General features: G+C 34.6%; 11 protein-coding genes. 7 read left to right on the top strand and 4 right to left on the bottom strand.

Annotated elements, in window-relative coordinates:
- Positions 1-54: 54 nt before the first annotated feature.
- The gene (locus JOOMADRAFT_RS05465) at positions 55-810 is read left to right on the top strand and encodes a DJ-1/PfpI family protein (RefSeq protein WP_008611864.1); all 756 of its coding nucleotides are present in this window, start codon (positions 55-57) and stop codon (positions 808-810) included.
- Between the two features lie 132 nt (positions 811-942).
- On the opposite strand, the gene JOOMADRAFT_RS05470 is transcribed toward JOOMADRAFT_RS05465, so the two are convergent.
- Positions 943-1,461 carry a 5' nucleotidase, NT5C type gene (locus JOOMADRAFT_RS05470; protein WP_008611865.1) on the bottom strand — a complete coding sequence of 173 codons (519 nt, stop codon included), beginning with the start codon at positions 1,459-1,461 and terminating at the stop codon, positions 943-945.
- A gap of 5 nt (positions 1,462-1,466) precedes the next feature.
- Positions 1,467-1,907 (bottom strand): Rieske (2Fe-2S) protein, encoded by a 441-nt coding sequence (locus tag JOOMADRAFT_RS05475; RefSeq protein ID WP_008611866.1) that lies wholly within the window; start codon positions 1,905-1,907, stop codon positions 1,467-1,469.
- Positions 1,908-2,105: 198 nt separating this feature from the next.
- On the opposite strand from JOOMADRAFT_RS05475, the gene greA reads away from it, so the two are divergent.
- From greA to JOOMADRAFT_RS05500, 4 genes are read left to right on the top strand one after another with little or no spacing between them, the layout of a single operon-like run.
- Positions 2,106-2,582, top strand: coding sequence for a transcription elongation factor GreA (gene greA / locus JOOMADRAFT_RS05485; protein ID WP_008611867.1), 477 nt, complete (start codon positions 2,106-2,108; stop codon positions 2,580-2,582).
- Between the two features lie 60 nt (positions 2,583-2,642).
- Positions 2,643-3,569 (top strand): hydroxypyruvate isomerase family protein, encoded by a 927-nt coding sequence (locus JOOMADRAFT_RS05490; protein ID WP_008611868.1) that lies wholly within the window; start codon positions 2,643-2,645, stop codon positions 3,567-3,569.
- 6 nt (positions 3,570-3,575) lie between these two features.
- The gene (locus JOOMADRAFT_RS05495) at positions 3,576-4,442 is read left to right on the top strand and encodes a polysaccharide deacetylase family protein (protein ID WP_008611869.1); all 867 of its coding nucleotides are present in this window, start codon (positions 3,576-3,578) and stop codon (positions 4,440-4,442) included.
- Positions 4,443-4,454: 12 nt separating this feature from the next.
- Positions 4,455-5,738 carry an APC family permease gene (locus JOOMADRAFT_RS05500; RefSeq protein WP_008611871.1) on the top strand — a complete coding sequence of 428 codons (1,284 nt, stop codon included), beginning with the start codon at positions 4,455-4,457 and terminating at the stop codon, positions 5,736-5,738.
- Positions 5,739-5,784: 46 nt separating this feature from the next.
- Here JOOMADRAFT_RS05500 and JOOMADRAFT_RS05505 read toward each other — a convergent pair whose 3' ends face one another.
- Positions 5,785-6,252 carry a CYTH domain-containing protein gene (locus JOOMADRAFT_RS05505; protein ID WP_008611873.1) on the bottom strand — a complete coding sequence of 156 codons (468 nt, stop codon included), beginning with the start codon at positions 6,250-6,252 and terminating at the stop codon, positions 5,785-5,787.
- Complete coding sequence (locus JOOMADRAFT_RS05510; protein WP_008611875.1) at positions 6,239-6,916, bottom strand: NAD(P)H-binding protein; 678 nt, start codon at positions 6,914-6,916, stop codon at positions 6,239-6,241. Before JOOMADRAFT_RS05510 ends, JOOMADRAFT_RS05505 begins: the two co-directional genes overlap by 14 nt.
- 519 nt (positions 6,917-7,435) lie before the next feature.
- On the opposite strand from JOOMADRAFT_RS05510, the gene dinB reads away from it, so the two are divergent.
- Together dinB and JOOMADRAFT_RS19655 are read left to right on the top strand one after the other, a co-directional pair.
- The gene (dinB, locus tag JOOMADRAFT_RS05515) at positions 7,436-8,539 is read left to right on the top strand and encodes a DNA polymerase IV (protein ID WP_008611877.1); all 1,104 of its coding nucleotides are present in this window, start codon (positions 7,436-7,438) and stop codon (positions 8,537-8,539) included.
- Between the two features lie 133 nt (positions 8,540-8,672).
- The gene (locus JOOMADRAFT_RS19655; protein ID WP_008611878.1) at positions 8,673-13,328 is read left to right on the top strand and encodes an endonuclease/exonuclease/phosphatase family protein; all 4,656 of its coding nucleotides are present in this window, start codon (positions 8,673-8,675) and stop codon (positions 13,326-13,328) included.
- Positions 13,329-13,390 lie beyond the last annotated feature (62 nt).

The following is a 13,390-nucleotide window of genomic DNA, read 5'->3' on the forward strand; positions in this document are numbered from 1 at the left end:
CCAAGATGTTGATTTGTGAATTTTATCAGATAAATAAAAAATAAATATTAACAGATGAAAACCATTATTAAAGTTTTAGTTTTAGCGCTATTTGTTTTTGCGAGTTGTACTGTAAAAAACTCAAAAGAGGATGCTAAAAAAGTTACAGAAACAGTAGAAGTAGAGAGTACGCAAAAGAGCACAAAAGAAATTGATGAAAGTCTTCCTACCATCGGACTTTTAATGTACGACCGTGTTTTAATGACCGAAGTAACAGCTCCTATGGATGTGTTTTCTAAGCATACCGAAGCAGGAGACACATTATTTAACGTAATTACCATTGCAGAAACGTTGGATCCGGTAGAAACCGAAGAAGGGCTAGTTGTAGTTCCAGATTTTACATTTGATACCGCACCAAAACTCGACGTTTTATTTGTGCCAAGTGCTTATGATATGTGGACTGCCGTAAGGAATGAAAAATTGGTGAATTTTATTATTGAAAAAAATAAAGAAACCACATATACGGTTAGTAATTGTGGTGGGGCACAACTTATTGGGAAATCTGGAATTGCTAGTGGAAAGAAAATTGTTACGTGGATTGGTGGGGGAGAACAACTGCAAAAGGATTATCCAGATTTATTAGTGCAAAACGATGCTGAGGTTAGCTTTGTAACCGATGGAAAATTCTATTCTTCTAACGGAAATTTAGCTAGTTATATTTCTTCTTTAGAGCTTTTAGAAAAAATGACTAGCAAAGAACAACGATTGTTTGTAGAATCGTATTTGTATTTAGATAGATTGAAAGATTGGGATTTTAACGAGCAGAAATAGCGAGAAAGCTTTTAATCCCCCAAAGACTAAAACCAAAAAACTATTTGTAGTCTATAACCGAGCTTTTAGAAGTTTATATAGGTGTAAAAGAATGCAATTTCCATTCTCAAAATCAGTATAGATAACCTTTAGTTACAATAAAATGCTTTCAATTTCTTTCCAGTTGTTAACTCGTTGATGTCCTTTATCGCGACCCATATTATGGGGTTGAGTATATAAAAGAGTTGTTTTTTTAAAGTAATCGAGGTTTTTGAAATGGTCGTCAATTAAAATATCCCCTTGAACAGGAATTTTAGATCCGCAAAGAATTATTTGCTTCCAGTGTAAAAAAGGGAAATGTTCTTGTAGCCAATCGTATTTTTCGCGTAAGCTGTTTGGAAATTCCATTGCCGATGAGACAATAAAAATATCGTATACGTTATTAAGCTTTTTCATTACTTCAATAGCGTTTTCAATTACAGGAGCATCCCGAAAGAAACCAGCCTTATGAACATAACTGAGATAGTTTGGAAAAGCATCTGCTTCAGAAACTCCAATTACATCTTCTCTTTGTATTTTTTTACCTGTAATATTAGATTCTAACCGGAAAAACTGCTGATAGGTATCGGCTAACACCCCATCCATATCAACTAGAAGTCTTTTTTGTGCCATAATAATTAATTATATATCCGAACGTTGCTACCTTCTGCTGAAACACTATATTCTTGTAGTGGGTATGCTTTACCTTCACCAGAAAATTCAGAAACAAGGCTTCCACCAGCTAGTTCATATTCATAATCTTCACAACTACATTTACAAGTTACCCCACTCAGCGTCATTGTAGAACAATTATTTGGTGGATGATTTGGGCAACTAGCTTCCCAAGCTCTATAACTTCCGAAAAGATTAATAACAAAAATTCCTCGAATCCCAACATTAGAATTGTTTACATAGACTGCCGTTCCAGGAGTTGCTAAATTAGCGTATTGAGGAAGGTTTAAGTTTATGTTATAGCTAAAACCAGGTTCTATTAAATTTGGATTATCAAAGGAAGAATCGTCACTGCTACATGCAGTAACAATAAATAGAATTGATAAAATGTAAAAAAGATGTCTCATTAATAAATGTTATAAAGTGCGCAAGTTACAATAAATTCAATCTGAAAAATATTGAACGTAAAACGAATCAATATATTATTTGATAGTATATGATATTTTCTACAATAATTTTCGTCGTTTGCGTTGACTAAAATTTTGTATATTTGTTTAAATCCTCTTTGGAAAAGGGGATTTTTTGTATTTATAAAAGATGAAGTCATGAGTAACGTATCTTATTACACAGAAGAGGGAATAAAAAAATTAAGAGCAGAATTAGAGCAACTAAAAAGTATTGAACGCCCAAAGGCATCACAAGCAATAGCAGAAGCAAGAGATAAAGGAGATTTATCTGAAAATGCAGAATATGATGCGGCAAAAGAGGCGCAAGGGTTATTGGAAATGCGGATTTCTAAAATGGAAGCAACATTGGCAAATGCCCGTGTTATTGATGAATCTCAATTGGATACATCAAAAGTTTTAGCACTTTCTAATGTTAAAATAAAAAACCATGCCAATGGGATGGAAATGACCTATAAATTGGTAGCAGAAAGTGAAGCCGATCTAAAAACAGGAAAAATATCTGTAAATTCTCCTATCGGAAAAGGTCTTTTAGGGAAGTCTGTTGGAGAAATAGCAGAGGTTAAAGTGCCAAATGGAACTTTACAATTTGAAATATTAGAAATAACAAGAGGATAAAATTCATTTGCAGTTTTTGGTTTTTTGTATATTTAACTTTCATTATAAAAACCAGAACTAATGCACAGAAGAAAATTTCTTCATAATACAATAGCAACAAGTGTTGGGGCTTCAGTATTTACTACTGGAGCCTTTGCTTTTTCTAAGTCTATACAAACACCACCACATCAATTTAATTTAAAGTATGCTCCACATATTGGAATGTTTAAAAATCATGCTGGAGAGGATGTTATCGACCAATTAAATTTTATGGCAGATCAAGGCTTTACAGCCTTTGAAGATAATAATATGCGTACCCGCCCCATTGCCGAGCAAGAAGCCATGGCTAAAACTATGGAGAAAAGAGGAATAACCATGGGCGTTTTTGTAGCTCATGAAATTTATTGGAGTGAACCAAACCTTACAAATGGAGACGAAAACCTGCGCAAAGAATTTTTAAAGTATATCCAAGATTCTGTGGCAGTTGCTAAGCGTGTAAATGCCAAATGGGTTACAGTAGTTCCTGGGTATGTAGACTTAAGATTAGAACATGGCTATCAAACTGCTAATGTTGTGGAATCGCTTAAACAAGCATCGGCAATTTTAGAGCCTCATGGTATAACAATGGTATTAGAGCCACTAAATTATATGAATCATCCTGGGTTATTCTTAAAAAAATCTGCTCAGGCATATGAAATTTGTAAAGCCGTTGATTCGCCTTCGTGTAAGATTCTTTTTGATGTGTATCATCAGCAAATAACTGAAGGGAATTTGATTCCGAATATAGAAGCTTCTTGGGATGAAATTGCTTATTTCCAAATGGGTGATAACCCAGGAAGGAATGAGCCTACCACTGGAGAAATTAACTACAAAAATATTTTTAAATATATTCATGAGAAAGGATTTAAGGGTGTTTTAGGGATGGAACATGGAAACTCAAAAGCGGGTAAAGAAGGAGAGCTTGCAGTAATTGAAGCTTATAAAGAAATGGATAATTTTTTAGGGTAATTTCTGATGAAAGATATAGTTGAAAAATTAGGCTACTTACCAACCGATAAACTTTTAATAATTCATGCGGATGATGCTGGTTTGTGTTTTGCAGAAAACGAAGCAACTAAAAAAGCATTAGAGAAAGGAATTGTTAATTCTACAAGCATTATGATGCCTTGCTCATGGGCGTATGAAATGGCAGTTTATGCCAAAGAAAATCCGCAGTTTGATTATGGAATTCATTTAACATTGACTTGCGAATGGAAGAATTATAAGTTTGGTCCTGTGCTTTCAGCAGCAGAAGTACCTAGTTTAGTGGATAAAAATGGGCATTTTTATCCGAAGCGTGCCATGGTAAAACAAAATGTAAATCCTTCTGAAGTAAAAAAAGAATTAAAAGCTCAAATAGAATTGGCTATTGCTTGGGGGGTAAAACCAACACACTTGGATTCTCACATGTTTTGTTTAGGCTTAACCAAGGAAATTATAAATGTATACAGGGAGTTAGGGAAAGAATATAACCTAGCTATTTTTCTGAGCAAACAGTTGTTGGGCGATTTTAATATGGAAACTGAAAAATATATTTTGGATACAGATTTTACTATTGAAAGTGTTTTTACAGGTGAGTGGAAATGGTTTGATGGTGCTGGTCTTGATGCTTATTATAAACATGCTATTGAAAGTTTGCAAAATGGAATAAATATTATTTTAATTCACCCTGCTTTTAATAACGAAGAAATGCAATGGGTTGCTATCGATCATCCAAATTTTGGGGCTGAATGGCGACAAGTAGATTTTGATTTTTTTACTGATAAAAGCACTCAGAAGTTGTTAAAAGAAAAAGAGGTAAAACTGATTACGTGGCGAGATATTAAAAAAGTTTTATCATAAGGAACTGTATTTATGGGCAATAAAATAGGGTTAAAAGAAGCAGTTTCTATAGGAATTGGCGGGATGGTAGGTGGAGGAATTTTCGCCGTACTTGGGTTGGCAGTTTCTTTAGCAAAAGGCGGAACCCCTATTGCTTTTTTAATAGCTGGTATTATTGCATTGGTAACCTCTTATAGTTACGTAAAATTATCATTGGCATATCCAGATCGTGGTGGAACTGTTAAGTTTATAAACGTAGGTTTTGGAAAGTCTATTTTTAGCGGAGGGATTAACAACCTGCTTTGGATAAGTTATATTATTATGTTGGCTTTGTACGCTTCTGCATTTGGCTCCTACGCTCCAAATTTATGGGAGATTACAACTAATAATGCTATAGATACTCATATTTATTCTAGTGCCATTGTAATTTTTGCAACTGCTATTAATTATTACAGCATAAAAATTGTAGGTAAAATAGAGGATTATGCTGTAGTTATTAAATTAATCATTCTTATAGGTTTTGTAATAATAGGTTTATATGGATTGAAAGATAGTTCTAATTTAGAGCAATTAGCATTTTCAAATTGGGAAGCTCCTATTCAATTACTTACTGGCGGAATGGTTATTTTTGTTGCCTATGAAGGTTTTGAGTTGATAGCAAATTCAGTTTCAGATCTAGAAAATCCAGAGAAAAACGTACCGAAAGCCTATTTTTATGCTGTACTTTTTGTTATTTTCTTATACATTGTTATAGCAATAGTAACTGTTGGTTCTTTACCCTTTTCTAAGATTGCAGAAGCAGAAGATTATGTGCTTGCCGAAGCGGCAAAACCGATGTTAGGGCAGGTAGGGTTTACAATTATTACTGTTGCGGCACTTATTTCTACTTTTTCTGCTATTAATGCTACCCTTTATGGAGGAAGTAGGGTGAGTTATGAAATTGCAGAAGACGATGAATTGCCACACGAATTAACAAGTACTTTTTGGAATCAACCTATTGGATTGTTAATTACAGCTATCTTAACAATTGTTCTAGTTAATTTACTAGAATTGGAAAGTATTTCTACCGCTGGCAGTGTTGGTTTTCTACTTATTTTTGCTACCGTAAATTTTGTGGGCTATAAAAAAGCTACTAAAGTAAAAGCCAAAAAAGCAATCCCTTTTATTGGGTTTCTATTATGTGTTATTGCTTCACTAGCACTTATAATTCAGCAATATAGCTCCAATCCCCTAGGAATAAGTATTTCATTGGGGATTGTAATAATCTGTTTTATAATTGAGTTTGTCTATAAACGTTACTTTAAAAAATCATCGTAGCGGAAAGCCTTTTGCAGCCCACCAAGGATGGATTTCTATTTTAATTCTACCAATTTTTAAACGGATTTTCACTGAGTTGTGAGTTGTAATAAGCAACATTTCCAGTAACCTCTTTTCCAAGCCAATAAGGTTTTTCAAAGCCTTCTTTTTCTGATGCTAATTCAACTTCGGCAACAATCAAACCTTTATTATCTCCTAAGAATTCATCAACTTCAAAAGTGTGTTTACCTATCAATACTTCATATCGGTATTTGTCGATAACACCTTTTTTGCAAATGTTTAATAATGATTTCGCTTCCGAAACAGATATTTCTTTTTCCCATTCAAATCTACTAGTTCCAGATGCGTTTGAAATTCCTTTTACAGTAATAAATCCCTTTTCTCCTTTAATTCGAATTCTCACGGTTCGTTCTGGATCTTTATTTAAAAAACCTTGAACAATATGTTCTCTTTTTGAAGCTGCTTTTTTGAAATCATCAGAAACTACCAAAAACTTACGCTCAATCTCTATCATTTGTTTCTGCAATTTGTTTGATTTTATCATTTTTAATTCTCCCAGAAGGGAAGTTATTATTCGCCAAATATACCATAGTTGTAGCTATTTTTTCTGGAGCAACCGATTGATATTTTTTTAATGGTCCCACCATAATGTAGTTTAAAGCTTTCATGAGTTGTTTAAAAAACCATTCTCCTGCTCTTTTTTCTTCTCGTTTTCCACTAATTAAAGAGGGCTGTAAAATATAAGTGTTGGGAATATTTATTTTTAAAACATCTTTTTCCATTTTACCTTTTATACGGTTGTAAAATAATTTGCTTTTTGGATTGGCGCCTAAGGCAGAAATAACTATAAAAGTGTTAATGTTATTAGCTTTGCTTAACGTGGCGGCTGCCATGGGAATTCCGTAATCAATAGCTTTATAAGTGCTTTTGTTGGGAGTTTTTGATTTGGTAGTTCCAATACAGCAATACACCTCATCTGCAGTAAAATCTGTATTGGAAAGCTCAAGATTTAATAAATCTACAATGTGTTCCTCAATTTTTGGGTCGGAAATAGTTGTAGCGCTCCTAGAAAATAGTTTTATGGTTTTATAACGATCGTCTTTTATGAGTTTTTTTAATAATAGAGAGCCAGTAAGACCAGTTGCACCAAGTATAATTGCTATTTTTTCTGTAGCCATAATCTAATAACTTTTCAGTTTTATAAAGTTAGGTATTATTTTTTGGGAATTTAAGAGCGAAGATTTTTTTGCTTATTAAGTAAGATTTTAATATCCTCCTGTTGTCGTACAAATCCATTCGAGTGGGAATTCTCCTTCATCTAGAGTGTTCATGTTTTGTATGGTTTCTATTTTATTACTATCCTTATACAAAGCGGTGCAATTGCGAATAAGTGGAGTAGTCTTAAATCTCCCCTTTGCTTAGAGAAATTTAGTTATAAGTGTGCATTTTTACATCCCCCTAGCTCCCTTCTAAGGGGGAATTGATTCGGGCTTCGTATTCAATATCCCCTTGAGGGGATTATAGGGGTGTTTGTTTGGTTGTTTTTGCTTCTTACTCATAATCGGCACGAGCATGATGCTCGCGCTAGCGGGGGGATGTTATCGTTTTATGCAATTTCTTAAAATGATATTGATTGAAATTCTTTTAATTTTAATAATTCCTGGTTCGCTCTAAAGTTGTTTAGTTTAAATTTGCATATGCAAAATTCAGTCCTTTTACGAAAGATAATCCATGTGGATATGGATGCATTTTATGCATCTGTTGAGCAAATGGATAATCCAGAATTAAAAGGAAAACCATTGGCAGTAGGAGGTAATGAAAAGCGTGGAGTGGTATCGGCAGCTAGTTATGAGGCACGTAAATTTGGAGTTCGAAGTGCAATGAGTGGCTATCAAGCCAAGAAAAATTGTCCAGAACTTATTTTTGTTCGTCCCCGCTTTGACCGCTATAAAGAGATTTCAACTAAAATTAGAACTATTTTTTTAGAGTATACCGATTTAGTTGAACCTCTTTCTTTGGACGAAGCTTATTTAGACGTTACCGAAAACAAAAAAGGGAATCCATCGGCTAGTAATATAGCTAAAGAAATTCGAGATCGTATTTTTGAGGAGGTGGGATTAACAGCTTCAGCAGGAATATCAATTAATAAATTTGTAGCTAAAATTGCGAGCGACTATAATAAACCAAACGGACAAAAAACAGTAGAACCCGATGAGGTAATTCCTTTCTTGGAGGATTTAGAGATTCGTAAATTTTATGGAGTAGGAAAAGTAACCACCCAGAAAATGTATTCCCTTGGAATTTTTACAGGAAAGGATTTAAAAGAAAAATCAGTTGAGTTTTTAACCGAGAATTTCGGAAAAAGCGGTGCTTTTTATTATAATGTCGTTCGTGGAATTCATTTAAGTGAAGTCAAACCAAATAGAATTCCGAAATCGGTTGGTGCAGAACGTACTTTTAGTGAGAATCTAAGTAGCGAAGTGTTTATGTTGGAACGCTTAGAAAGTATTGCAAACGAATTGGAACGCCGATTAAAAAAGAGTAAGATAGCTGGGAAAACAATTACTTTAAAAATTAAGTATAGCGACTTCAAGCTGCAAACACGAAGCAAAACCCTTGATTATTTTATTGCTGATAAAAGCCTTATTCTAGAAACAGCAAAAGAATTATTATATCAAGAGAAATTAGAAAACTCCGTCCGTCTTCTAGGAATTTCGTTGGCTAATTTAAACACAGAAAAAAAGAAAAAAGAGACGCCAATTCAAAAGGAAGTTTCTGTACAGTTAAAGTTCGATTTTTAAGGGTAAGAAAATCACTTTTTTCGAATATTTCCTATTTGTTTAGTTTTAGCTAACAATTACATAATATTGATATTCAGCATCTAAAAATTAAATAATGTTATTTTTGTAGTAATCAACCTATTAAAAATAATATATGAAAAGATTTTTACTTTCTTTATTTACTGCATTTTTATCAATATATAGCTTTTCACAAAGTGTATTTATTAATGAAATTCATTACGATAATGCAGGAACAGATGTAGGCGAAAGCATCGAAATTGCTGCGCCAGCTGGAACCGACCTTTCTCTCTATAGTTTGGTTTTGTATAACGGCTCAAATGGCACAGCGTATAACACATTAAATATCAATACTGTAGTTGCCAATTTAAGTAATGGATATGGGGTGGCTCATATTGCATTGCCGTCAAATGGTTTACAAAATGGAAGTCCTGATGGAATTGCCCTAATTGATGGGAGTAATTCTGTAGTACAGTTTTTAAGTTATGAGGGAACTTTTACTGCAGTAGGAGGTCCTGCCGATGGAATGCTAAGTGAAGATATTGGTGTAGCGGAAAGTAGTACAACTCCAGAAGGTGTTTCATTAGCACTTGTAGGGCAAGGAACAGACTATTCAGAATTTTCTTGGGAAGTACAAAACCCTTCAACTTTTGGAGGTATAAATGCCAATCAGACTTTCGGATCAATAGAAATTACTCCTGTAATTAATGAGTTTGTTTTTAACCATATTGGGGGTGATACAAACGAATTTGTAGAGGTTTTTGGTAAGTCAGGTGCCGATTTATCATCTTATTGGATTCTAGAAATTGAAGGAGATGTTTCTTCCGCAGGCACTATAGACGGTGTCTACCAATTAGGAAGTACGAATGCCGATGGGTTCTATACTACAGCTTTTTTAGCTAATGAGTTTGAAAATGGTACGGTAAGTTTGCTTTTGGTTGAAAACTTTACTGGAAGCATAGGGGAGGTAGTAGATACGAATGCTGATGGAACTTTAGATAATACACCTTGGGAAAAAATAGTAGATGGTATTGCAGTTTTAGATGGAGATGCTGGAGATTTAACCTATGCTGATGTTGTTCTAGCACCTACTTTTGATGGGGCTACTTTTACCGTAGGAGGCGCTTCTAGAATTCCTAATGACAATGTTATCAATTCTACATCCAACTGGGTTCGAAATAATTTTAATGGAGCAGGATTATCCGATTTTCCTGATATTACTGCTGAAGAAGGAGATGCTTTGAATACGCCAAATACTGTTAATAAAATCTATGAAGGAGATGGAAGCGGAACAGATGCAGTGGTGCTAATTAATGAAATTGATGCAGATACTGAAGGAACAGATATTGCTGAATTTGTTGAATTGTATGATGGAGGTGTTGGAAATTCTTCTTTGGATGGACTTACACTTGTGTTTTATAATGGTTCTAATAATTTGAGTTATCAAGCCTATAGTTTGGATGGTTATACAACCGATGCTAATGGATATTTTGTATTAGGAAATGATGGGGTGCCAAACGTTTCTCTTGTTTTTGGGAGTAACGGTCTCCAAAATGGAGCAGATGCTGTAGCATTATATCAAGCAGATTCTAACGATTTTCCTAACGGAACTGAAGTTACTACCACCAATTTAATAGACGCTGTTGTTTATGATACTAATGATAGTGATGATGTTGAGTTACTTGTACTATTAAATGAAAATCAGCCACAAATAAATGAGGATTTTAATGGTAATAAAGATTTCCATTCGCTTCAACGCTATGAAAATGGAAGTGGAGGATTAAAAAATACGGAGTCGTATGTTGCAGCTATTCCAACTCCAGGAGCTAGAAATACCAATGCAACTGAGCAAATTAATCTATTGATAAACGAAATTGATGCCGATACTCCAGGAACCGATGTTGCCGAATTTATTGAATTGTATGATGGAGGAAAAGGGAACACTTCGCTAGATGGTTTTGTAATGGTTTTATACAACGGAAATGGAGATACTGTTTGTAATGCCTTCGATTTAAGTGGCTTTACCACAAATGCTGAAGGATATTTTGTGTTAGGAAATGAAGGAGTTGCTAATGTTTCTCTTGTTTTTGGGAGTAATGGTCTCCAAAATGGAGCAGATGCTGTAGCATTATATCAAGGAACTATAAATGATTTTCAAAATGGGACATCAATTACAACAAATGGATTGATTGATGCGGTAGTGTATGATACAGATGACGACGACGATGTGGAACTACTAGCGTTGTTAAACCCTGGCGAACCACAGTTAAATGAAAATGAATTAGCAGATAAAGACAATCATTCCTTACAGCGAATTCCAAATGGAAGTGGAGGTGCGCGGAATACAAGCGCTTATAAAACTGAAATACCAACTCCAGGAACCAAAAACGGAGATACAGTTGTAGTACCTACCGAGCCTATTCCAATTGCCGAGGCTAGAGCGCTTCCAGACGGAACTACCGTAACTATTAGTGGAGTTTTAACAGTAGCCGATAATTTTGCTGGTCCCGCATATCTTCAAGATAAAACTGGTGGAATTGCTATTTTTGATGAACAAATACATGGCGGGAGTTTTGCTATAGGAGACTCGTTAACCGTTACTGCTAGTCGCTCTTCCTTTAATAGTCAAATTCAGTTAGGGAGTGTTTCTTCCGTAGAAAATAACGGACTGCCTAATGAGCCTATAGAACCAAAAGAGATTACACTTGCAGAATTGGTCAACCATAGAGGAGAACTCGTTAAGGTGGTAGCTATTAGTTTTCCAACACCAGGGAATTTACTTTTTGGAGATTCTAATGTGTTAATTACAGATGCATCTGGAACTGGAGAACTTAGAATAGATAATGATGTAGCGGGTTTATCAGGCTTAGCTCAGCCTGAAAGTTGTGATGAAGCTATCGGAGTGATTGGTACATTTAATGAAATAGCACAATTGTTACCAAGGATGAAAACCGATTTAGCCTGTGCAGAGCCGTTTGATCCTAACAATGGAATTGATATTCCTAAAAATGAAACTTTAGATCTTGTAACATGGAATATTGAGTGGTTTGGAGATGAAGGAAATTCTCCAGCAGCTGGAAACCCAAATTCAGATGCCATCCAAAAAGACAGCGTTGTAACTATTATGAAGAAACTTGATGCCGATATTTATACGGTAGTTGAAATTTCTGATGATGCTCTTTTCGCACAAGCAGTAAGCGAGTTAGAGGGATACGATTTTGTATTGTCTGATGCTACTTCCTATCCTAACGATTCGGGTACTAAACAAAAAATAGGGTTTGTGTATAAAACTGCTACCGTTACACCCAAAAAAACAAAGGCATTATTAAAAACTATTCATCCGTATTACAATGGAGGGGATACTTCTTATTTAACCGATTATCCTGCTGAAGCAGATCGTTTTTATGCGAGTGGGCGACTCCCATTTTTGATGACTGCCGATGTAACGGTTAACGGTGCTTCCGAAGAAATAAATATTATAGCTTTACACGCTCGCGCTAACAGTAGTAATGGTCCGCAGTTGCGTTACGATATGCGTAAGTATGATATGGAGGTGCTTAAAGATTCGTTGGATGTTATGTTTCCAGATACAAATCTTATTTTAGCGGGCGATTATAATGACGATTTAGATGAAACAGTAGCAGATGGAATTAATACAACGGTTTCTTCTTTTGAAGCCTTTATTAATGATCCTGATGAATATTTTTTAGCTACCTTATCTCTCAGCGAAGCAGGCTACAGGTCGTATGCATTTAGAGAAAATATGATAGATCATATTTCGCTTTCTAATGAGCTCCAAGATAATTTTATTGAAAATTCAGCAGCCGTACATTATGAATTTTACGATAGTGATTATACAAATACCGTTTCCGATCATTTTCCTGTTTCAGTAAGATTAATGCTCGAAGAAGTGGCTCCACTTGTTGTTGAGGAACTTGTAACAACTAATATTACGTGTGCCGAAGCAGATAATGGAACTGCCGTTGTTACGGTAAGTGGTGGAGTAGCGCCCTATGAATATTTGTGGAGTAATGGAGAGATTTCCGAAAGTGTATCAAATTTAATTCCTGGAGATTATAATGTTATTGTTTATGATGCTAATGAGAATTCAATAACCGAATATTTTACAATATTAGAACCAGAAGCTATCGAAATAACAATGCCAGAGCTTGATAAAATGTATGTAGGTTATGGAGAAAGTAACTGTATTACTATTGCTCCTGAAATGATTTCGGGAGGAACAGGTAATTATTTATATGAATGGAATACAGGAGAAATATCAGAATCTATTTCTGTATGTCCCGAAGAAACTACTACCTATACATTAACAGTAACAGATGTTAACGGTTGTACTCAAACTGAAACCATTACTGTAACTGTAGAAGATGTAAATTGTGGGAATAATCCATGGATTGAGAAAGTTGCTGTATGCTATAAAGGGCGCTCATTATGCGTGTCTAAATATGCGGTTCCAAATTTATTAAGGTTAGGAGCTGTTTTAGGAAGCTGTTCTGATGAACCTGATGAGATTTCAATTGCCAGTGTTTATTTAGTGCCAAATCCTGTTCGTTATGCTGCGGCTTTGGTGGTTAATAGTAATAAAAAAACTAAATTGGAACTACATGTCTACAATTTAAACGGACAGTTAAAACAACACGTTAAGAATGTTAAAGTTAATGTGGGATACAATTTAAAAACTATTAATTTTTCTAGACTTTCTAGAGGAATTTATATACTGAAAGTTTTAGAAAACGGACAAGAAGTAAAAGATATCCGAATGCTTAAAAAGTAATATTTTTATAATTTTAATAAGAGAGCTCCTTGATATTTCAAGGAGCTTTTTTTTGATACTTT

The sequence above is a fragment of the Galbibacter orientalis DSM 19592 genome (assembly GCF_000260115.1).
Classification (GTDB): domain Bacteria; phylum Bacteroidota; class Bacteroidia; order Flavobacteriales; family Flavobacteriaceae; genus Galbibacter; species Galbibacter orientalis.